At 67.2% G+C, this 21,230-nt stretch carries 19 protein-coding genes and 1 other RNA gene; 18 read left to right on the forward strand and 2 right to left on the reverse strand.

The annotated features are described in order from the left end of the window. Positions 1-59 precede the first annotated feature (59 nt). Positions 60-878, forward strand: coding sequence for a 16S rRNA (cytidine(1402)-2'-O)-methyltransferase (gene rsmI / locus QMZ25_RS05330; RefSeq protein ID WP_053516466.1), 819 nt, complete (start codon positions 60-62; stop codon positions 876-878). Positions 879-965: 87 nt separating this feature from the next. Beyond that, an RNA gene (gene rnpB, locus QMZ25_RS05335) (RNase P RNA component class A) lies at positions 966-1,317 on the forward strand. 51 nt (positions 1,318-1,368) lie between these two features. Here rnpB and QMZ25_RS05340 read toward each other — a convergent pair. After that, positions 1,369-2,157 carry an NRDE family protein gene (locus tag QMZ25_RS05340; RefSeq protein WP_283219231.1) on the reverse strand — a complete coding sequence of 263 codons (789 nt, stop codon included), beginning with the start codon at positions 2,155-2,157 and terminating at the stop codon, positions 1,369-1,371. 324 nt (positions 2,158-2,481) lie between these two features. On the opposite strand from QMZ25_RS05340, the gene mraZ reads away from it, so the two are divergent. The 15 genes from mraZ to lpxC all read left to right on the forward strand — a co-directional run bounded on the left by mraZ (position 2,482) and on the right by lpxC (position 19,289). Next, entirely contained in the window at positions 2,482-2,928 is a 447-nt protein-coding gene (mraZ, locus tag QMZ25_RS05345) for a division/cell wall cluster transcriptional repressor MraZ (RefSeq protein ID WP_004143635.1), read from the forward strand. A 14-nt stretch (positions 2,929-2,942) separates the two neighbouring features. Then, on the forward strand, positions 2,943-3,911 hold the full coding sequence (gene rsmH / locus QMZ25_RS05350; RefSeq protein WP_053516464.1) for a 16S rRNA (cytosine(1402)-N(4))-methyltransferase RsmH: 969 nt from the start codon (positions 2,943-2,945) through the stop codon (positions 3,909-3,911). Beyond that, the gene (gene ftsL / locus QMZ25_RS05355) at positions 3,908-4,171 is read left to right on the forward strand and encodes a cell division protein FtsL (protein WP_053516463.1); all 264 of its coding nucleotides are present in this window, start codon (positions 3,908-3,910) and stop codon (positions 4,169-4,171) included. Before rsmH ends, ftsL begins: the two co-directional genes overlap by 4 nt. After that, positions 4,168-6,012 carry a penicillin-binding transpeptidase domain-containing protein gene (locus QMZ25_RS05360; protein WP_065182805.1) on the forward strand — a complete coding sequence of 615 codons (1,845 nt, stop codon included), beginning with the start codon at positions 4,168-4,170 and terminating at the stop codon, positions 6,010-6,012. Before ftsL ends, QMZ25_RS05360 begins: the two co-directional genes overlap by 4 nt. Further along, a complete protein-coding gene (locus QMZ25_RS05365) occupies positions 6,009-7,508 on the forward strand; it encodes a UDP-N-acetylmuramoyl-L-alanyl-D-glutamate--2,6-diaminopimelate ligase (RefSeq protein WP_111186311.1) in 1,500 nt (499 codons plus the stop codon). Before QMZ25_RS05360 ends, QMZ25_RS05365 begins: the two co-directional genes overlap by 4 nt. Further along, positions 7,505-8,899, forward strand: coding sequence for a UDP-N-acetylmuramoyl-tripeptide--D-alanyl-D-alanine ligase (gene murF, locus QMZ25_RS05370; RefSeq protein ID WP_253119408.1), 1,395 nt, complete (start codon positions 7,505-7,507; stop codon positions 8,897-8,899). The genes QMZ25_RS05365 and murF overlap by 4 nt, the downstream gene beginning before the upstream one ends. Next, positions 8,889-9,974 carry a phospho-N-acetylmuramoyl-pentapeptide-transferase gene (gene mraY / locus QMZ25_RS05375; RefSeq protein WP_053516457.1) on the forward strand — a complete coding sequence of 362 codons (1,086 nt, stop codon included), beginning with the start codon at positions 8,889-8,891 and terminating at the stop codon, positions 9,972-9,974. The genes murF and mraY overlap by 11 nt, the downstream gene beginning before the upstream one ends. Positions 9,975-9,976: 2 nt before the next feature. Further along, the gene (gene ftsW, locus QMZ25_RS05380; protein WP_065175812.1) at positions 9,977-11,293 is read left to right on the forward strand and encodes a putative lipid II flippase FtsW; all 1,317 of its coding nucleotides are present in this window, start codon (positions 9,977-9,979) and stop codon (positions 11,291-11,293) included. Continuing rightward, positions 11,290-12,378 (forward strand): undecaprenyldiphospho-muramoylpentapeptide beta-N-acetylglucosaminyltransferase, encoded by a 1,089-nt coding sequence (gene murG / locus QMZ25_RS05385; protein ID WP_065175811.1) that lies wholly within the window; start codon positions 11,290-11,292, stop codon positions 12,376-12,378. Before ftsW ends, murG begins: the two co-directional genes overlap by 4 nt. Before the next feature lie 40 nt (positions 12,379-12,418). Then, positions 12,419-13,855: a UDP-N-acetylmuramate--L-alanine ligase gene (gene murC, locus QMZ25_RS05390; RefSeq protein WP_053516454.1), complete on the forward strand. Its 1,437-nt coding sequence runs from the start codon at positions 12,419-12,421 to the stop codon at positions 13,853-13,855. Continuing rightward, positions 13,852-14,814, forward strand: coding sequence for a D-alanine--D-alanine ligase (locus QMZ25_RS05395; protein WP_065182802.1), 963 nt, complete (start codon positions 13,852-13,854; stop codon positions 14,812-14,814). The genes murC and QMZ25_RS05395 overlap by 4 nt, the downstream gene beginning before the upstream one ends. Then, positions 14,811-15,560: a cell division protein FtsQ/DivIB gene (locus QMZ25_RS05400; RefSeq protein ID WP_053516451.1), complete on the forward strand. Its 750-nt coding sequence runs from the start codon at positions 14,811-14,813 to the stop codon at positions 15,558-15,560. Before QMZ25_RS05395 ends, QMZ25_RS05400 begins: the two co-directional genes overlap by 4 nt. Next, positions 15,557-16,792, forward strand: coding sequence for a cell division protein FtsA (gene ftsA, locus QMZ25_RS05405; RefSeq protein ID WP_005408083.1), 1,236 nt, complete (start codon positions 15,557-15,559; stop codon positions 16,790-16,792). Before QMZ25_RS05400 ends, ftsA begins: the two co-directional genes overlap by 4 nt. A 161-nt stretch (positions 16,793-16,953) precedes the next feature. After that, positions 16,954-18,189: a cell division protein FtsZ gene (ftsZ, locus tag QMZ25_RS05410; protein ID WP_053516450.1), complete on the forward strand. Its 1,236-nt coding sequence runs from the start codon at positions 16,954-16,956 to the stop codon at positions 18,187-18,189. 188 nt (positions 18,190-18,377) lie between these two features. Beyond that, a complete protein-coding gene (gene lpxC / locus QMZ25_RS05415; protein ID WP_065182801.1) occupies positions 18,378-19,289 on the forward strand; it encodes a UDP-3-O-acyl-N-acetylglucosamine deacetylase in 912 nt (303 codons plus the stop codon). A 281-nt stretch (positions 19,290-19,570) separates the two neighbouring features. Here the strand turns inward: lpxC and QMZ25_RS05420 are convergent, their stop codons facing one another. Next, positions 19,571-20,020, reverse strand: a complete 450-nt coding sequence (locus tag QMZ25_RS05420; protein WP_053516447.1) for a DciA family protein — start codon at positions 20,018-20,020, stop codon at positions 19,571-19,573. Positions 20,021-20,032: 12 nt separating this feature from the next. On the opposite strand from QMZ25_RS05420, the gene QMZ25_RS05425 reads away from it, so the two are divergent. Then, positions 20,033-20,986 carry a M23 family metallopeptidase gene (locus QMZ25_RS05425; RefSeq protein WP_053516446.1) on the forward strand — a complete coding sequence of 318 codons (954 nt, stop codon included), beginning with the start codon at positions 20,033-20,035 and terminating at the stop codon, positions 20,984-20,986. Positions 20,987-21,230: the final 244 nt, after the last annotated feature.

Below are 21,230 nucleotides of genomic sequence, written 5' to 3' on the forward strand. Positions count from 1 at the left end.
CAGCGGCCTTGGCCAGGTACACGCTAGGATTCTACCCTTGCCCCGTGAGTACCGCTGAAATGAGTGTCCCCACCCTGTATGTCGTCGCCACGCCGATCGGCAACCTGGCCGATCTGAGTCCGCGCGCACAGGAGGTGCTGCGTTCGGTAGCGGCGATCTGTGCCGAAGACACGCGGCGCAGCGGCCAGCTGTTGTCCCATTTCGGCATCCAGCAGCCGCTGGTGGCGCTGCACGAGCACAACGAAGACGCCCTGGCGCAGCGACTGGTCTCGCGCCTGCAGGCGGGCGAATCGCTGGCGCTGGTCAGCGATGCCGGCACGCCGCTGGTCAGCGATCCCGGCTTCCGCCTGGTACGGGCCGCGCGCGCGGCGGGCATCCGGGTCAGCCCGGTTCCGGGTGCCTGTGCCGCCATTGCCGCGCTCAGCGTGGCCGGCCTGCCCAGCGATCGCTTCAGTTTCGAGGGATTCCTGCCGGCCAAGGCCAGCGGGCGCCGCGACCGGCTGCAGGCGCTCGCCGGCGAGGTGCGCACGATGGTGTTCTACGAATCCTCGCACCGGATCGCCGAGTCCCTGGCGGACATGGCGGCGATCTTCGGCGGTGAGCGGCCTGCGGTGCTGGCGCGGGAGCTGACCAAGCTGTTCGAGACCGTGCTGGATGGCGATCTGGCGGCCTTGCTGGCAACGGTCGAAGCCGACGAGAACCAGCGCAAGGGCGAGTTTGTGGTGATGGTGCAGGGGGCCGGCGACGACGAGGAAGCGCAGCTGGCCCATGGCCGTCGCGTCTACGCCACATTGAGCGAGCACCTGCCGCCGTCGACCGCCGCCAAGCTGGCCGCCGAGCTGACCGGCGCACCGCGCAAGGCGTTGTACGGCCGGTAGCGCCGGGCCATGCCCGGCGTGCGCGTCGCGCGGCATCGAACAGCCACCGGGCAGGAACCACCCGCGTACGGTAGAATGCGCGCTGGCGGAGCCGGCCAGACAGTCGCGTCATCCCTTGCGGGGTGCCGAGGAAAGTCCGGGCTCCACAGGGCAAGGTGCCAGGTAACGCCTGGGCGGCGCAAGCCGACGGAAAGTGCAACAGAAAGATACCGCCTACGTCTTCTTCGGAAGGCCGGTAAGGGTGAAATGGTGCGGTAAGAGCGCACCGCGAGTCTGGTAACAGACCGGCACGGCAAACCCCACCTGGAGCAAGACCAAATAGGGATCCTTTGGCGCGGCCCGCGTTGGATCCGGGTAGGTTGCTTGAGCGTTGCGGTGACGTAACGCCTAGAGGAATGACTGTCCACGACAGAACCCGGCTTATCGGCCGGCTCCGCCTCCATTCACTTCTGTAGCGCCAGGCCATGCCCGGCGGCATCCTGCCCGCCGCTCAGAAGTCGATGCGGCTTCCGGCGACGAATACGCCCTGCGGCCCGAAGCGGCGTTCATGGATCTGCCCGTGGCCATCACCATCGATCAGCAGCACGGTGCTGGCACGGGTGCCGTAGTCGTCGCCGCGGATGAAGGCCGGGCTCAACCAGCGCTCGCGTTCCAGTCCGATGCCGGTGTCCGGCAGGTCACTGTCGGCAGGCCGGTGTTCGTCGGCCAGCGCGGTCCATAGCGGGGTCAGGTCCGGGGTCAGATTCCTTTCGCTTTGCGAAGGAGATCTGACCCCGTCTTCTTCCAGCCAGGCCGTCAGCGCCGCCATCAGCCGCTGTGTCTTCGGCCAGGGGGCATCCAGTGCACCGTTGGACATGCCATGCACGCCCGGCCCCAGGCGCTGCCGTTCGGCAGGGTGGTTGCCCAGATACTCCAGGCTGTCGCTATCGGCCAGCAGCAGGTTGAACGGGGCGTAGGCGCCGGCCACGGCCGCCAAGCGGTCGATATGCACTGCGGCCGGGTCGCGGCCACGCAGGAAGTCGGCCACCAGCGCGCCACGCGAGGGACCGGTCTGGGCGGCCAGCGGATCGCGCACATTGGTGACCACCGCCATCCGGCCGCTGGCACCGACGCCGGCCCAGCCTCCTCCGGAGCGGAGGTCGCGCCCGCCGATGACGGAGGTCTCATCCTGCCAGCGGGCCAGCGCCGCAGTGGGGCGGGCGTGGAACTCATCACGGTTGCCGGTCATCACCAGCCGCCAGCGCGGATGGTGCATCCAGCCAAGAGCAAGCAGGCACATGACGTCATTGTGCCCGGTTTGCGCAGTCTGGCGCCGCTTTCAGCCAGTTCCCGATGAATGCGGGGGCGATGTTTCACGCCCCCTGCACAGGCCTGAACTTCCGTTCAATCTCAAAAATTGAGACGGATCAGCAACTTGTGGATAAGCCTTGAACAATTCTCTAAAGGTTGCTGCAAGCCATTGATGTGGCTGGCGATTTCCCTGCGGAAAAGTTGTTGACAACCCTTCGCTCGCTGCTAAGGTGGGCATCAGAGGGAAATCCGGGTGTTTTGTGGGTTTTCGTGGTTCAATGTTTCACCGGGCGAAGGACAAGGTGCAGGCGTCGTGTTTCAGGGCGAGACGGCCATCACAGTTGACGACAAGGGGCGCATGGCGGTTCCCACCGCTTACCGCGACCTCGTCGCGCGCGCCAGCAACAACCGTCTCGTGTTGACCTACAACCCGTTCGAAGCCGGCTGCCTGTGGCTGTATGCCGAGTCCGAATGGGAGCGGGTCCGCGACGATGTCATGTCCAAGCCCAATACCCAGCGCGTCGTGCGCCTGTTGCAGCAGAAGCTGGTCGGCTCGGCCGCCCACCTGGAGCTGGACGGCAACGGTCGTATCAGCATTCCCGCCAGCCACCGCGGTGCGGTGGGCATAGAAAAGAAGGCGGTATTGCTCGGTATGGGCGACAAGTTCGAATTGTGGAGCGAGCAGGCGCATCGTGCCCTGATCCAGCAGACGTTGTCTGACGAGGATCTGGGCGATGGGTTGCTCGACCTGAAGTTGTGAGCCGGGGTGCCCGGATGCGCCCAGAAGCGCAGGCCGGTCACCTTCCGGTGTCGCAGTCGCCGGCGGTGCACCTGCCGGTCCTGTACACCCAGGTCCTGGACGGCCTGAGGGTGATCGAAAACGGACGTTATCTGGATGGCACGTTCGGTCGTGGCGGTCACGCACGTGGCGTGCTCACCCAGTTGGGGCCGGAGGGACGCCTGCTGGTCATGGACAAGGATCCGGAAGCCATCGCTGTGGCCGAGCGCGACTTCGCGCCGGACCCGCGCGTGTCGATTTTCCGTGGCAGCTTCGCCCAGCTGCTGCAGTGGAACGAGACGGCCGAAGGCCTGGATGGCGTGCTGTTCGATCTCGGCGTGTCCTCACCGCAGCTGGACGTGGCCGAACGTGGTTTCAGCTTCGGCAAGGACGGCCCGCTGGACATGCGCATGGATCCGGACAGCGGCGAAAGTGCCGCGCAGTGGATCAACCGCGTCGAAGAGCGCGAGATCGCCGACGTGCTGTGGACCTACGGCGAAGAGCGGCAGAGCCGGCGCATCGCCCGCGCCATCGTTGCCCGTCGCGAGAAGCAGCCGTTCTCCCGCACCGCCGAACTGGCCGAACTGATCGCGTCGGTGATGCCCCGTGGCAAGGACAAGATCCATCCGGCCACCCGCAGTTTCCAGGCCATCCGCATCCACATCAACCGCGAGCTGGCCGATCTGGAGGCCGGGCTCGACGCGGCGGTGGAGCGGCTCAAGCCCGGCGGCCGGCTGGCGGTCATCAGCTTCCATTCGCTGGAAGACCGTATCGTCAAGCAGTACATGAACCGTCTGGCCAAGGCGCCGCCTGCCAACCGCCGCCTGCCTGAAGCGGTCGCGTTCGTGCCGACCCTGGACCTGATCGGCGGGGCCATCAAGGCCACGGACGACGAACTGGCCGCCAACCCGCGCGCGCGCAGCGCCGTGCTGCGCGTGGCCCAGAAGCGGGAGGCCGACGCATGAGCCGCCTGCTGCTGATCATTCTGCTGGCCTCCACCGTGGCCTCGGCGATCGGCGTGGTGTTCGTGCGCCACCGCCACCGGCAGACGTTCATCGAGCTGTCGCGCGCCGAGCGTGCGCGCGATGACCTGAACATCGAATTCGGCCGCCTGCAGCTGGAACAGGCCACCCTGGCCGAAGCCAACCGCGTCGACCGCATCGCCCGTGAAAAGCTGGGCATGAAGTTCCCCGAAGCCGCCGACGTAGTGGTGGTGCGCCCATGAGCAAGACCGGCCGCAACCGTCCACGCAACGCCTTCAACCTGCGCCAGCGCCTGCGCTGGGTGGCACTGGCGCTCGGCCTGTGTTCGGTGTCGCTGGTCGGCCGTGCGGCCTACGTGCAGATCATCAACAGCGATTTCTACCAGCGCCAGGGCGAGGCCCGCTACCTGCGCGAGCTGCCGATCAAGACATCGCGCGGCATGATCACCGACCGCAACGGCGAACCGCTGGCGGTCTCCACCCCGGTGGCCTCGATCTGGGTGAACCCGCAGGACCTGCTGCGCGCCCCTGACCGCATTCCGGAACTGGCGCAGGCCGTGGGCATGTCGGTGGACGAGCTGAGCAGCCGCCTGTCGCAGAAGTCGGACAAGGAATTCATGTACCTGCGTCGCCGGATCAATCCGGACGAGGCAGAAAAGGTGGTCGCGCTGAAGATTCCAGGCGTGGCCGCGCAGCGCGAGTTCCGCCGCTTCTACCCGCAGGGCGAAGCGATGGCGCATGTGCTGGGTTTCACCAACATCGACGACCGCGGCCAGGAAGGCCTGGAACTGGCGTTCGACGAATGGCTGCGCGGCAAGCCGGGCGCGAAGCGGGTGATCCGCAACCGCAAGGGCGAGACCGTCGAGAGCGATCTGCTGCGTGCCGCCGAACCGGGCAAGGACCTGACCCTCAGCATCGATCGCCGCATCCAGTACCTGGCCTTCAAGGAACTGCGCAATGCGCTGGTGGCCAACAAGGCGGCCGGCGGTTCGATGGTCATCATGGACGTGACCACCGGCGAGATCCTGGCCATGGTCAACCTGCCGACCTACAACCCGAACTCGCTGACCGGTGCGTTGCCCGATTCGCGCCGCAATCGCGCGGTGACCGATCTGGTCGAACCGGGCTCGACGATGAAGCCGTTGACCATCGCCACCGCGCTGCAGGCAGGCGTGGTGACCAAGGACACCATCGTCGACACCAATCCGGGTTACATGACCCTGGGCCGCTTCACCATCCGCGACGTGCCGCGCAACAACGGGGTACTGAACGTGACCGGCGTAATCACCCGCAGCTCCAACGTGGGTGCCGCCAAGGTCGCGGCGAAGATGCCCGACCAGACCTTCTATGACGGTGTGCGGCGCTTCGGCTACGGCTCGGTACCGCACAGCGGTTTCCCGGGTGAGTCGGGAGGTGTGGTGATGCGTCCGGGCCGTTGGTCGGGAACCACCAAGACCACCATGTCCTATGGCTACGGCCTGTCGGTCACGCCGTTGCAGATCGCCACCGCGTACTCGGCGTTGGCCAACGGTGGTCGCCTGATCGCACCGACCTTCGTCAAGGGGCAGCGCAACGAAGGCCAGCAGATCATCGACGAGAACGTCGCCAAGCAGGTGGTGGCGATGATGGAAACGGTGGTCACCCAGGGCGGCGCCAAGCAGGCGGCGGTCCTGGGCTACCACGTCGCCGGCAAGACCGGTACTGCGCGCAAGGCCGGCCCCGGCGGCTACGAGCGCGGTCACTACAACGCGCTGTTCGCCGGCGTGGTGCCCGCCACCAACCCGCGCTTCGCCACTGTCATCGTCATCAATGATCCGCAGGCCGGCAAGTTCTACGGCGGCCTGGTGTCGGCCCCGGTCTATCACAACGTGATGGAAGGCACTCTGCGCCTGATGGATGTGCCGCTGGACGACCTGCAGTCGTGGCTGGCCGCGCAGCAGTCCGGAAAGATGGGGCACTCGGCCTCGATCCTGCCGGCCCCGCCGGCCGAGACCGCGTTGCCGGTCGATGCCGCCGCCGAATTCGATGCCGCGCTGCCCAGCGCGCAGGTCCAGACGCCGCCCGCCACGGGAGGCACGCAATGAGCCCTTCGATGTTGCTTTCGCAGTTGCTTCCGGACGTGGCCCTGGCGGGCCATGATCCCGTTCTGACCGGCCTGGTGCTGGACAGCCGTGCCGTACGCCCCGGCAATGCCTTCGTGGCCATCGCCGGTTTCGGCGCACATGGCCTGGGCTTCGTCGATCAGGCGCGCGCGGCGGGCGCCGGCGCGATCCTGTTCGAGCCGCCGGCACCGGACGATCTGCCCGCACCGGCCGATGCCATTGCGGTACCGGGCCTGCGCGCACGCATGGGCGCAATGGCTGACCAGTTCCACGGTGCACCGTCGCGGGCAATGGCGATGGTGGGTGTCACCGGTACCAACGGCAAGACGTCCACCGTGCAGCTGCTGGCCCAGGCCTGGCATCTGCTGGGAACGCCCAGTGGCAGTATCGGCACGCTGGGTGCTGGACTTTACGGCGCGGTCGAGCCGACCGGCTTCACCACGCCGCTGGTGCTGCAGATGCATGCCCTGCTGGCGCAGCTTCGCGACCAGGGCGCGCGCGCGGTGGCGATGGAAGTCAGTTCACATGCGCTGGACCAGGGCCGCGTCGATGCCGTGCATTACGACGTGGCCGTGTTCACCAACCTCACCCGCGACCATCTCGATTACCACGGCGACATGGCCAGCTACGGCGCGGCCAAGGCCCGCCTGTTCCATCGTCCTGGCCTGAAGGCCGCGGTGATCAACCTCGACGACGCGTTCGGTCGCCAGCTGTTCGCCGACCTGCCGGCCGGCGTGCTGCCGATCGGCCTGAGCTCGCGCGATACCGACGGCGCCGTCGTGCTCGCCGACGCGCTGCAGCTTGATGGCCGTGGCATCGCCTTCGACCTGGTGATCGAAGGACAGCGCGCAGCTGTCCGATCGCCGCTGCTGGGCCGCTTCAACGTCGACAACCTGCTGGCCGTGGCCGGCACCCTGCACGCACAGGGCCAGTCACTGCCGCGTATCGCCGAGGTACTGTCGGCGCTGCAGCCGATCCGCGGCCGCATGAACCGCCTTGGCGGCGAGCAGGGCCTGCCGACCGTGGTCATCGACTACGCGCACACGCCGGATGCACTGGAACAGGCACTGGACAGCCTGCACGGGCATCTGCAGGGCACGCTGTACTGTGTGTTCGGCTGCGGCGGTGAACGTGACACCGGCAAGCGCCCGCAGATGGCGGCCATTGCCGAGCGGCTGGCCAACCAGATCATCGTGACCGATGACAACCCGCGTGGCGAGGACGGTGACCGCATCGTCGCCGACATCCTTGCAGGATTCACCGATGCCGGCGCGGTGACCGTGCAGCGCAACCGTGCGCGCGCGATCGGTCTGGCCGTGAAGCGCGCCGGTGCCGGCGACATCATCCTGATCGCCGGCAAGGGCCATGAGCCCTACCAGGAGATCAAGGGCGTACGCCACGACTTCGACGATACCGAAGTGGCGGCCGCTGCACTGGCTGCCAAGGCCGGTGTGCTGGCGGCGGAGGGTGCACGATGAAGCGCACCCTGCTGTCGCTGATCGCGCACTGGGCCGGCGGCGAGATCCACGGCGACGATGTCGCCATCGATGCCATCAGCAACGATACCCGCAGTCTCGGCCCGGGCAGCCTGTACGTGGCCCTGCGTGGCGAGCGTTTCGATGGCCATGACTTCGCCGCCGACGCGCAGGCCCGTGGCGCCAGCGCGCTGCTGGTCGAGCGCCTGCTGCCGGTCGAGCTGCCGCAGGTGCTGGTCGCCGACAGCGAACTGGCGCTGGCGAAGATCGCCACGGGCATGCAGCGCGACCGCAGCACCGAGGTGTTCGCGATCACCGGCAGCAACGGCAAGACCAGCGTGAAGAGCCTGCTGCTGGCCATCCTGCAACAGGTGGCACAGCACGCGCACAAGGTGGTCTATGCCAACCCGGGCAACCGCAACAACGAGATCGGCCTGCCGCTGGCGGTGATCGATGCGCCGGAAGATGCCGACTACGCCATCTACGAGATGGGCGCCGGCAAGCCGGGCGACATCGCCTACCTGACCGATATCGCCCGCCCGCGCTATGCGCTGGTCAACAACATCGCGCCTGCGCATCTCGAGCGGATGGGCAGTCTGCTCGGCGTGGCCACCACCAAGGGCGCCATCTACGCCGCACTGCCGGCCGACGGCGTGGCGGTGATCAATGTCGATGATGCCTACGGACGCTGGTTCGAGCAGCACTTCGTCGGCGTTCCGCCGCGCTGCCGCGTGCTGCGTTACGGCCTGGAACACACTGCCGACATCACCGCGCGTGACATCCGCGCCGGTGCGCAGGGCAGCCAGTTCACGCTGGTCTCGCCGATGGGCGAAGCACGCGTGGTGCTGGGCCTGCCGGGTCGCCACAACGTCAGCAACGCGCTTGCTGCCGCCAGCCTGGCGCTGGCTGCCGGCATCGACCTGGCATGGGTCGCCGCCGGCCTGGCCGACGCACAGCCGGTGCCCGGACGCCAGATCGCCCACCAGCTGCGCAATGGTGCGGTGCTGGTGGACGACAGCTACAACGCCAATCCCGGTTCGCTGGCCGCCGCCATCGATGCGCTGGCGGCCGCCCCGGAAGAGGGCTGGTTGGTGCTGGGTGACATGCGTGAGCTTGGCCCGGATGCGCAGTCGCTGCACGCGCAGGCCGGCGTCCGCGCGCGCGCCGCAGGGCTGAAGCGCCTGTATGCGCTCGGTCCGCTCAGTGCCGCCGCCGCCGCCGCGTTCGGCGAAGGCGGCCGCCAATTCGCCACCCATGACGCGCTGTCGCAGGCGTTGAAGGACGAGCTGCACGCCGGCGTGCGCTGCCTGGTCAAGGGTTCCCGTGGCAGCGCCATGGACACGATCGTCAAAGCGCTGCTGGCGCAAGGAGAGGAATCCCCGCATGTTGTATGAACTGGCTCGATGGTTGCAGCAGTTGGAGAGCCTGTTCGGGCTGTTCAACTACCAGACGTTCCGCGCCATCCTTGCCGCGTTGACGGCCCTGTTCCTGTCGCTGTGGCTCGGCCCGGCGATGATCCGCAAGCTTGCCCAGTTCAAGGGCGGCCAGCCGATCCGCAAGGACGGCCCGCAGACCCATTTCTCCAAGGCCGGCACGCCGACCATGGGCGGTTCGCTGATCCTGCTGACCGTCACCCTGTCGGTGCTGATGTGGGCCGACCTGCGCAACCGCTACGTCTGGCTGGTGCTGGCGGTGATGCTGTGCTTCGGCGCGATCGGCTGGTACGACGACTGGATCAAGATCGTCCGCCGCGACCCGAACGGCCTGAAGTCGCGCTGGAAGTACCTGCTGCAGTCGATCTTCGGACTGGCCGCCGGCCTGTTCCTGTTCTATACCGCCGATGTGCCTGCCGCACTGACCTTCTACATTCCGATGTTCAAGTCGGTGGCGCTGCCGCTGGCCGGCATCGGCTTCGTGACCATCGCCTACTTCTGGATCGTCGGCTTCTCCAACGCGGTCAACCTGACCGATGGCCTGGACGGCCTGGCGATCATGCCCACCGTGCTGGTCGCCTGCGCGCTGGGCGTGTTCGCCTACGCCTCCGGCAACGTGGTGTTCGCCAACTACCTGCAGATCCCGCAGATTCCCGGTGCCGGTGAGCTGGTCATCATCTGCGCCGCCATCGCGGGCGCCGGGCTGGGCTTCCTGTGGTTCAACACCTATCCGGCGATGGTCTTCATGGGCGACATCGGTGCGCTGGCGCTGGGCGCGGTGCTGGGCACGATCGCGGTGATCACCCGCCAGGAACTGGTGCTGGTGATCATGGGCGGCGTATTCGTCATCGAGACCCTGTCGGTGATGATCCAGGTCGCCTCGTTCAAGCTGACCGGCAAGCGCGTGTTCCGCATGGCGCCGATCCACCACCATTTCGAACTGAAGGGCTGGCCGGAGCCGCGCGTGATCGTGCGCTTCTGGATCATCTCCGTCGTGCTCGTGCTGATCGGCCTGGCCACGTTGAAGGTGCGCTGACGATGAACGACCTGTCCCGCCAGGCAACACGCCTCGAAGCCATCGAAGGCAGCTACGACAAGTGGCTGCTGGGTGCGATGCTCGCGCTCACCGGGCTGGGCGTGGTGATGGTGGCGTCGAGCTCGATCGCGTTGATGAGCAGCCCGTTCTACTACCTCAACCGCCACCTGGTGTTCCTGGCGATCGGCATCGTGCTGGCGGCCATTGCCGCGCGTACCGAGCTGAAGTCCATCGAGCAGTACAACCAGGTGCTGCTGCTGGGCTGCTTCGCACTGCTGCTGGTGGTGTTCATTCCCGGTCTGGGCAGCAGCGTCAATGGTGCCCGCCGCTGGATCAACCTGGGGGTCTCCAAGTTCCAGACCGTGGAAGCGGTGAAGGTGCTGTACATCGTCTGGCTGTCCAGCTACCTGGTGCGCTTCCGCGACGAGGTCAACGCGACCTGGCCGGCGATGCTCAAGCCGCTGGGCGTGGCCGGTGCGCTGGTGGTGCTGCTGCTGCTGCAGCCCGACTTCGGTTCGTCGACCCTGCTGCTGGCGATCACGGCCGGCATGCTGGTGCTGGGCGGAGTCAACATGCCGCGCATGTCGATGCCGGTGATCATCGGCCTGGTCGGCATGAGCGCGCTGGCGATCATCGAGCCGTACCGCATGCGCCGCATCACCTCGTTCCTGGACCCGTGGGCCGACCAGCAGGGCGACGGCTACCAGCTGTCCAACGCGCTGATGGCGGTGGGGCGCGGCGAGTGGACCGGCGTCGGCCTCGGCAATTCGGTACAGAAGCTGTACTACCTGCCCGAAGCACATACCGATTTCATCTTCTCGGTGACCGCCGAGGAATTCGGCTTCATGGGCACCTGCGTCATCATCGCCCTGTTCGCGCTGCTGGTCGGCCGCACCTTCTGGCTGGGCATGCGCTGCGTGGAAATGAAGCGCCACTTCTCCGGCTACATCGCCTTCGGCATCGGCCTGTGGATCAGCATGCAGACCTTCGTTTCGATCGGCGTGAACCTGGGCATCCTGCCGACCAAGGGCCTGACCCTGCCGCTGATCTCCTCGGGTGGTTCGTCGGTCCTGATGACGTGCGTGGCGATGGGCCTGCTGCTGCGCGTGTCCTACGAGCTGAAGCGTGCCGAGCGCCGCCAGGCCGTGCGCATCGGCGGCGGCGACGATGCTGCCACCGCACCGGCCGAAGAGCCGTCCGCCCCGTCCGCGGGGTCGCTGCCGATGGGCGCGGACGCGCCTGCCGGCGCGGGCCCTGCCGTGCGTGGCACCAGCCGCCTGCAGTCCCGCGTCGAACCGACTTTCGGGAGGCTCGGATGAGTGCTGCCGACCACAACGTTCGCCCGGTGATGATCCTGGCCGGTGGTACCGGCGGGCATATCTTCCCAGGGCTGGCCGTGGCCCGCGTGCTGCGCGAGCGTGGCGTGCCGGTCACCTGGATGGGCGCCGAAGGCGCGATGGAAACCCGGTTGGTGCCGCAGCACGACATTCCGATCGACACGCTGTCCATCACCGGCCTGCGTGGCAAGGGCAAGCTGGCACTGCTGGGCGCACCGTGGCGGCTGATGCGCGCGTTGCGTGCGGCCGGCATGATCATCCGCCGTCGCCAGCCGCGTGCGGTGATTGCCTTCGGCGGATTCGCCTCGGGACCCGGTGGCATGGCCACCCGCCTGCATGGGCTGCCACTGCTGGTGCACGAGCAGAACCGCGCACCCGGCATGACCAACCGCATCCTGTCGCGCTACTCGCGCCGCCTGCTGACCGGGTTCCCGGGCACCTTCGCCAAGGGTGAAGAAGCGGTGGGCAATCCAGTGCGCGCGGAGATCGCCGCGATCGCGCCGCCGGAACAGCGTTTCGCCGATCGCCACGGTCCGTTGCGCGTGCTGGTGGTGGGCGGCAGCCAGGGTGCGCGCGCACTCAACAGCGGCGTGCCGCAGGCCATCGCAGCGCTCGGTGCGGAAGTGCCGGTGCAGGTGCGCCATCAGAGCGGCGAGAAGCTGCACGCCGAAGCGGTCGAGGCCTATGCCAAGGCGGGCGTGCAGGCGCAGATCACTCCGTTCATCGCGGACATGGCCGAGGCATTCGCGTGGGCCGACCTGGTCGTGTGCCGTGCCGGGGCATCGACCCTGGCCGAGCTGTGCGCGGTCGGTGTCGGCAGCGTGCTGGTGCCATTCCCCGCCGCCGTCGACGATCACCAGACCCGCAACGCGGAGTATCTGGTCGAGCGCGGCGCGGCGGTTTTGCTGAAGCAGGACGGAACGCTGGCAGACGGCATTGCCGCACTGCTGCGCGATCTGTCCGAAAATCCCGGCCGCCGCATGCAGATGGCGCAAGCCGCGCGTGCCCTGGCCAAGGTCGATGCCGCCGAGCGCATCGCCGATATCATTCTCGAGGAAGCTGTATGAAGAAGGCATGCCAGCGCGCCTGCCCTGCGCGAGGCCGCGCATGATCCGTCGCCTGCACGACACCAACGACCTGGTGCGCGCCTTCCCGCGCGTGCACTTCGTCGGCATCGGCGGCACCGGCATGAGCGGCATCGCCGAAGTGATGCTGACGCTGGGTTATGAAGTGTCCGGTTCGGACAATGCCGACAATGCGGCCACCCGCCGCCTGGCCGGCCTAGGAGCACGCATCATGCGTGGCCATTCGGCGGCCAATGTGCTGGGCACCGACTGCGTGGTGGTGTCCAGCGCGATCCGCGAAGACAACCCGGAGCTGATGGAGGCGCGCAGCCAGCGCATTCCGATCATGCCGCGTGCGGCGATGCTGGCCGAGCTGATGCGCTTCCGGCGTGGCATCGCCGTGGCCGGCACCCATGGCAAGACCACCACCACCAGCCTGACGGCAGCGGTGCTGAGCGAGGGCGGCCTGGACCCGACCTTCGTGATCGGTGGCCAGCTGCTGGCCGCCGGCGCCAACGCCAAGCTCGGCGGTGGGCAGTGGCTGGTGGCAGAGGCCGATGAGAGCGATGGCAGCTTCCTGCGCCTGAATCCGCTGATGTCGATCATCACCAACATCGATGCGGACCACCTGGAAAACTACGGCAACGACTTCGCCCGGGTGCAGGCCGCATTCGCCGAGTTCCTGCAGCGCCTGCCGTTCTACGGGCTGGCGGTACTGTGCATCGACGATCCGGAAGTGGCTGCACTGGCCGCCAGGACGCCGCGCCACGTCATGAGCTACGGCATGAGCCCGCAGGCCGACGTGCGCGCCGAGAACGTGGTGCAGGAGGGCTCGCGCATGCGCTTCACCCTGCGCCTGCCGCAGGGCACCAGCCAGGAAGTGGTGCTGGCACTGCCGGGCAGGCACAACGTGCTCAACGCGCTGGCCGCCGCTGCGGTCGGTTGGCAGCTGGGCGTGGCACCGGATGCGATTGCGCGTGCGCTGGAGGCCTTCGCCGGCGTCGGCCGTCGCTTCAACGACCTGGGCGAAGTCACCACCGCCAGCGGTGCCAGGGTGCGGATCATCGATGATTACGGTCATCACCCGAGCGAACTGGAGGCGGTGTTTGCCGCTGCCCGCGGCGGCTGGGCCGACAAGCGCCTGGTGGTCGCGTTCCAGCCCCACCGCTACAGCCGCACCCGCGACCAGTTCGACAAGTTCGCTGCAGTGCTGTCCAGCGTCGACGCGCTGGTACTGAGCGAGGTCTACCCGGCCGGCGAGGAGCCGATCGCAGGTGCCGATTCGCATGCGCTGGCACGCGCCATCCGCGCCCGCGGCCGCAGCGAGCCGGTGGTGGTGGGCAAGGCCGCCGAGCTGGCGAGCGTGCTGCCGGACGTGCTGCAGGATGGTGACCTGCTGCTGATGATGGGGGCCGGCGATATCGGCGCCGTCGCCACCCACATCGCAGTGGAAGGCTTCAAGGCGGAGGGCGAGGCGTGAGCACGCTGACCTTCCCGCCGCTGCGCAGTACCGACCCGGCCGTGTTCGGCCGCGTCGCCGTCCTGCTCGGCGGTACCTCCAGCGAGCGCGAGGTGTCGCTGGACTCCGGCCGCAACGTGCTGGAGGCGCTGCAGTCGCGCGGCGTCGATGCGTTCGCCGTGGACGGCATTCCGGCCCTGGCCCGGGCATTGGCCGGCGGCGGCATCGATCGCGTGTTCAACATCCTGCATGGCCACAACGGTGGCGGAGAGGATGGCATCGTGCAGGGCCTGATGGACGCCTTCGGCGTGCCGTATACCGGCTCGGACGTGCTGGGTTCGGCATTGAGCATGGACAAGATCCGCACCAAGCAGGTGTGGCTCTCGGTCGGTTTACCCACCCCGCAGTACCGGAAGGTCACTGCCGAGACCGTCCACGCACAGGCGCGCGAGCTAGGCCTGCCGGTGGTGGTCAAGCCGGCCAACGAAGGCTCCAGCGTGGGCATCAGCCGTGTGACCGACGAAGCAGGCCTGGACGAGGCGGTGGCGTTGGCTGCGCGCTACGACGGCCAGCTGCTGATGGAGCAGATGGTAGTCGGCGACGAGCTGACCGTCGCCATCCTTGGCGACGTCGCACTGCCGTCGATCCGCATCGTGCCCAAGGGCCAGTGGTACGACTACAACGCCAAGTACATCGCAGAAGATACCCAGTACCTGTGCCCGGGCCTGGACGGCGAGGCCGAGGACGAGATCCGTCGCATCGCGCTGGCCGCGTTCCGCGCCGCCGGCTGCCGTGGCTGGGGGCGCGTGGACGTGATGCGTGACCGCGCAAGTGGCCGCTTCTTCCTGCTGGAAGTGAACACCGCGCCGGGCATGACCAGCCACTCGCTGGTGCCCAAGGCGGCCCGCCAGGCCGGCATCGGCTTCGAGGAGCTGGTGTGGCGCGTGCTTGAACAGACCCTGGAGGCTGGCCACGCATGAACGCGGTGCTGCGCATCTTCGTCTGGCTTCTGGCGCTGTCGGTGGTGGCACTGCCGGTGGTGGCCGTGGTCAATGGCTGGGTCGGCGCCGAGCGCTGGCCGCTGGCGAAGCTGCGCGTGCACGGTGAATTCAAGCGCGTGCCGGCCGAGCAGCTGCAGCAGGTGCTGTTGCCGTATGCGCGTGCCGGGTTCTTCGCGGTCAAGCTGCAGGATGCGCAGGACGCACTGGAGAAGCTGCCGTGGGTGGAAAGCGCGCAGGTGCGCAAGCAGTGGCCTGACGTGCTGGAAGTGACCCTGGTCGAGCACAAGCCTTTCGCCCGCTGGGGCGAGGGTCGCCTGCTGTCCGAGCAGGGCAAGCTGTTCCCCACGCCGAAGAAGCTGGCCGACCTGCAGCTGCCCGAGCTGGATGGCCCCGACAGCCAGACCGAGGAAGTGGTCAAGCTGTACAACGATTCACGCGCGCTGTTCGCGCCTGCCGGCGTCGACGTGCGCCGGCTGACCATGGATGCGCGCGGCAGCTGGTCGCTGGTGCTGAGCAACGGCACCGAAGTGGTGGTAGGACGCGATGACGCCCGTTCGCGCCTGCAGCGCTTCGTGCGCGTGCTGCCACAACTGGCCAACCAGGCTGCGCCGATCGAGCGCGCCGATCTCCGCTACACCAATGGTTTCACGCTGAGCTGGGGCACCCCGGCCGCGCCGGCTGACGCGCCGGCGACCCCGGCAAGAAGGACGCAGGAAAGGACATGAATCGCAAGGGTGACAAATCGCTGATCGTCGGCCTGGATATCGGCACCTCCAAGGTGGTGGCGCTGGTGGGCGAGTATTCGCCGGGCAACCCGATCGAAGTGATCGGCATCGGATCGCACGAGTCGCGCGGCCTCAAGCGCGGCGTGGTGGTGGACATCGAATCGACCGTGCAGTCGATCCAGCGTGCGGTCGAAGAGGCCGAGCTGATGGCCGGCTGCGAGATCCGTTCGGTCTACGCCTCGATCTCCGGCAACCACGTGCAGTGCAAGAACTCGCCGGGCATCGTGCCGATCCGCGATGGCGAAGTGACCTGGGGCGACCTGGACCGCGTGCTCGACGCTGCCAAGGCGGTGGCGATTCCGGCCGACCAGAAGATCCTGCATGCGATCCCGCGCGAGTACGTGCTGGATGATTCGCAGGAAGGCATCCGCAACCCGGTGGGCATGACCGGTGTGCGCCTGGAAGTGCATGCACACCTGGTGGTGTGCGCGCAGTCCGCCGCCGCCAACATCAGCAAGTGCGTGCAGCGCTGCGGCCTGCAGGTGGATGATCTGGTGCTGTCCTCGCTGGCCTCCAGCGTGGCGGTGCTGACCGCCGACGAACGCGAGCTGGGTGTGGTGCTGGTCGACATGGGCGCAGGCACCACCGACATCGCGGTGTTCGTGCAGGGCGCGATCTGCCACACCGCATCGCTGCCGATTGCCGGCGACCACGTCACCAACGACATCGCGCACATGCTGCGCACGCCGACCCCGGAAGCCGAGCAGATCAAGGTGCGCTACGCCTGCGCCCTGGCCCAGCTGGCCACTGCCGAGGAGAGCATCCAGGTGCCGTCGGTGGGTGATCGCCCGCCGCGGCGCATGCCGCGCCATTCGCTGGCGCAGGCAGTGCAGGGCCGCTACGAGGAAATCTTCGAGATGGTGCAGGCCGAACTGCGTCGCTCCGGCTTCGAAGAGCTGGTGCGCGCGGGCATGGTGCTCACCGGCGGTGCATCGAAGATGGAAGGCGTGGTCGAGCTGGCTGAAGAGATGCTGCAGATGCCGGTGCGCGTGGGCATTCCGCAGCACGTCACCGGCCTGGGCGAAGTGGTCGGCAACCCGGTGCACGCCACCGGCGTGGGCCTGCTGCTGATGGGCAGCCAGATCGAGCATCCGCGCCGGCCATCGCTGCCGACCGGGCGCGCCGGCAGCATGTTCAAGAAACTCAAGACCTGGTTCCGCGGCGAGTTCTGACGCGGAACCCGTAACGCCGGGCATCGCCCGGATGCAACACCCGCAACACAACGCAACACCGGCAACACACAACCCACACAGCCGCAACGGCGGCATGCAGCAGGACGGCAGGACGCCCGAATGCCCATGCCATCGAAAGCGGATACAACGAGGACACGGACATGGCGCATTTTGAACTGATCGAAAAGATGGCACCCAATGCGGTGATCAAGGTGGTTGGCGTGGGCGGCGGCGGCGGCAATGCCGTGGCGCACATGGTCAACTCGGCGGTGGACGGCGTGGAGTTCATCACCGCCAACACCGACTCGCAGGCCATCAAGAATTGCGGTGCGAAGCTGCAGCTGCAGCTGGGCACCAACGTGACCAAGGGCCTGGGCGCAGGCGCGAACCCGGAAGTGGGCCGCCAGGCCGCCCTGGAAGACCGTGAGCGCATCATGGACGCCCTGCAGGGCGCCGACATGGTGTTCATCACCGCCGGCATGGGCGGCGGCACCGGCACCGGTGCGGCGCCGGTGGTGGCGCAGCTGGCCAAGGAAATGGGCATCCTGACCGTGGCCGTGGTCACCAAGCCGTTCCCGTTCGAAGGCCGTCGCCGCATGCAGGTTGCGCTGAAGGGCATCGAGGAACTGAGCCAGCACTGCGACTCGCTGATCACGATTCCGAACGAGAAGCTGATCACCGTGCTGGGCCGCAACGCCACCATGATCCAGGCGTTCCGTGCCGCCAATGACGTGCTGCAGGGCGCCGTGCAGGGCATTGCTGACCTGATCGTGCGTCCGGGCCTGATCAACGTCGACTTCGCCGACGTGCGCACCGTCATGTCCGAAATGGGCCTGGCGATGATGGGTACCGGCACCGCCCGTGGCGATGACCGTGCCCAGGCTGCCGCCGAAGCGGCGATCCAGAACCCGCTGCTGGACGATGTGAACCTGGCCGGTGCCAACGGCATCCTGGTCAACATCACCGCTGGCGCCGACTTCACCATGGCCGAGTTCGACGAGATCGGCCGCACCATCGATGGCTTCGCGTCCGAAGATGCCACCGTGGTGGTCGGTACCGTGCTGGATCCGGACATGCAGGACGAAGTGCGCGTGACGGTGGTGGCTACCGGCCTGAACCGCGTGTCGGCCAGCAAGAGCCAGCGTCCGGGCGAGCGTGCGCCGATCAAGCTGGTGCGCAATGCCACCACCGGCCAGCCGGAGTTCGGCGAGTTCGACACGGGTGGCGATGCGGTCTCCAAGGCCGTGGGCGGCATGGGCCTGGGCCTGCGTCGTGCCAGCAGCGATACCGCGGCAGCCTCCACCGCGTCGGCCCCGGCCTCTTCGGCCCCGGCGGCGGCGGAACTGCCGAATGATTACCTGGACATCCCGGCGTTCCTGCGCCGCCAGGCGGACTGAGCGGAGCTGCCCGGGGCTTGTCCTCCCCGGGTCGCGCCACCATGTCCTGAAGTGCGGGCGCCGGGCCAGGATAGGCCCGGCGGCCCTTCACGCGTGTCCCACCCGCGCGCCGGTGTGTCCTGCCGCCGTTTCAGCCGGGGTAGGGGAGTGCGCGTGTTAATCTAAGGTGTCACTTCCGGTCTGCCCCCATGATCCAGCAACGCACCCTCAAGAACACGATCCGCGCTACCGGCGTTGGCCTGCACAGCGGTGACAAGGTCTACATGACCCTGCGCCCGGCACCGGTCAACCACGGCATCGTGTTCCGCCGCGTGGATCTGGATCCGGTGGTGGAAGTGCCGGCCAAGGCGGAGCTGGTCACCGAAGTGACCCTGTGCACCGGCCTGACCTGCAACGACGCCAAGGTCCAGACCGTTGAACACCTGATGTCGGCTCTGGCCGGCCTGGGTGTGGACAACATCATCGTCGAGCTGTCCTCGGCCGAGCTGCCGATCATGGACGGTTCGGCCGGCCCGTTCGTGTTCCTGCTGCAGTCGGCAGGCATCGTGGAACAGGATGCGCCCAAGCGCTTCATCCGCGTGCTCAAGACCGTGGAAGTGACCGAGGGTGACAAGGTGGCCCGCTTCACGCCCTACGAGGGGTACAAGCTGGGCTTCACCATCCAGTTCGACCACCCGATGATCCCGGCCAAGCAGTCACGCCAGGAAATCGAATTCTCCACGCTGGCGTACACCAAGGAAATCTCCCGCGCGCGCACCTTCGGCTTCATGCGCGACCTGGAGTACATGCGTGAACGCAATCTGGGCCTGGGCGGGTCGATGGACAACGCCATCGTGCTTGACGAGTTCCGCGTGCTCAACGAAGACGGGCTGCGCTACGCCGACGAATTCGTGCGCCACAAGATCCTTGATGCGATCGGCGACCTCTACCTCGCCGGTGGCCAGGTGCTGGGCGCCTACGAGGGCTTCAAGTCCGGTCACGCGCTCAACAACAAGCTGGTGCGCGCGCTGATGGCCGATGCCAGCGCGTGGGAGTGGGTCAGCTATGACTCGCCGGCGCTACCGGATCCGGTCGAGTACGCCACCCCGGCCTACGCCTGATCCACATAACGTTTTGAATTGAAAGGAAAAAACGCCGCCTCTCAGGGCGGCGTCCGCATTTCTGGAGGCTGCGATGGATACGACGCAGCAGGTGACGCGACTGTCGGTCTGTCGTCACGGTTTCGTGAACCTGTTGGATCGGAAGCCTGAATTTAACGTTGTTTTAACAACAATCTAACGACAGGTCCACCGGGGACCGCTAGGATGCGACCCGGCCCCCGAAATGTTTCACGCTGCGGTGACACGCGCGACGGGGAGCGGAGCAGGAGGCTCCGTTGTCCTCAGGACCGCTTCTTCGGCTTCGAAGGAACATCCTGCAGGGCTGCCAAGGCGTCGCGTAGCCCTTTGTGCGTGGCGGCTGAAACTGCGTGGGGGCCATTCCGGTTGTCGATCGCTGGGGAGCGTGAGGGAGTGGTGGACGCAGTCTTGATGGTCACCCTGGTGGCCTTCAGCCCGATGGACCGGGCCGCGTCGAGAAGCTGGGCCTCGGCAAGCCGGAACTTGGCATGCCAGACCGGGGACTCGACGAGAAAAACGAGGTGTTCCCCGTCCACATTGGCCAGCCGGCAACGGCTGCGCAGAGGTGGCGGCAACTGGGGGCGCAACTGACGGTCCAGCGCGTCGAGCCACAAGGCACGCCGCAGCGGGTTCCCGCTTTTGTCCGCCATTACCGCATCCAGTGCCGGTTTCGGCACGGAAGCGGGGCGAACGCTGGATTTCGGCTCAGACATGAAAACTCACTGATGGCATTCAAAAAGATCGTAATCAAAACGCGTGAAGGTCAGGCCAAATCGGCGCTCACGCGTTTGCGGTTCTATTTCGAGGACCGCCCCCGTGCCCTGCTGGGCAGCGTGCTCGGGGTAGGCTGCATTATCGGCTTTGCAGGCGGAATCGGCGCCAACGCGTTCAACGATTCGCGGCTGCAGGCCAAGGTCGACCGCCAGGAGGCTGAACTGGCCAAGGTCCAGCGCGATGCGCAGACCCAGGTCAACGCGCTGGCGGCCCGCCTCGGCGAGCTGCAGGCGCAGGCCACCCGCCTCAACGCCCTGGGCGAACGGCTGACCCAGATGGGCAAGCTGGAAGATGGCGAGTTTGACTTCAACGAAACTCCCGGCCTGGGTGACGGCGATGCCGGCGGCCCGACCTCGGACATCCCGGTCAAGGATGTCAACGCCGACTTACAGGTGCTGGAGCAGCGTTTCGCTGCTTCAGGCCGCCAGCTGTCGGTGATGGAATCGCTGATGTTCGATCACCAGCTGCAGCAGAACGCCGTGCCTTCGCGCATGCCGATCCGCAACAGCTATGTCACGTCCGGCTTCGGCACCCGTGCCGACCCCTTCGGCCGCGGTGCCGCCACCCATAAGGGCATGGACTTCCACGCCCGGGTCGGCGATCCGGTCATGGCCGTGGCCGATGGCGTGGTCAGCTTCTCCGGCGTCAAGGGCGGCTACGGCAACGTCGTCGATGTCGACCATGGCAACGGCTACGTCACCCGCTACGCGCACAATTCGCGCCTGGTGGTGAAGGTCGGCGATCTGGTCCGTGCCGGCCAGGAAGTGGCCAAGGCCGGTTCCACCGGTCGCTCCACCGGCGCCCACGTGCACTTCGAGGTGTGGGAAAACGGCAACGTGGTCAACCCGCGCAAGTTCCTCGGCGACGGCGGCAACACGCCGGTCGGCCGTATCAGCCGCGGCTGATTCCAGCGCCGGGCATGGCCCGGCGCCACCCTCCTTGGGGTCAGATCCTTTCGCCACGGCGAAAGGGATCTGACCCCTTTGCTCAACCCCGGTTTGCCGGATCCGGGCCGATCACGCCGCACGGGACGCTTGAAACCCCTCCCGGCCGTCCCAAGCTACAATGGGTGTTGCCATCGACAGGGCGCCAAGCGCCCTGTTTCGTTTGCGGCGGACGGATTCCCCAGGGAAGGCCGGGCGTCGTGTC

The sequence above is a fragment of the Stenotrophomonas sp. RS-48 genome (genome assembly GCF_030053245.1).
GTDB classification, from domain to species: domain Bacteria; phylum Pseudomonadota; class Gammaproteobacteria; order Xanthomonadales; family Xanthomonadaceae; genus Stenotrophomonas; species Stenotrophomonas maltophilia_P.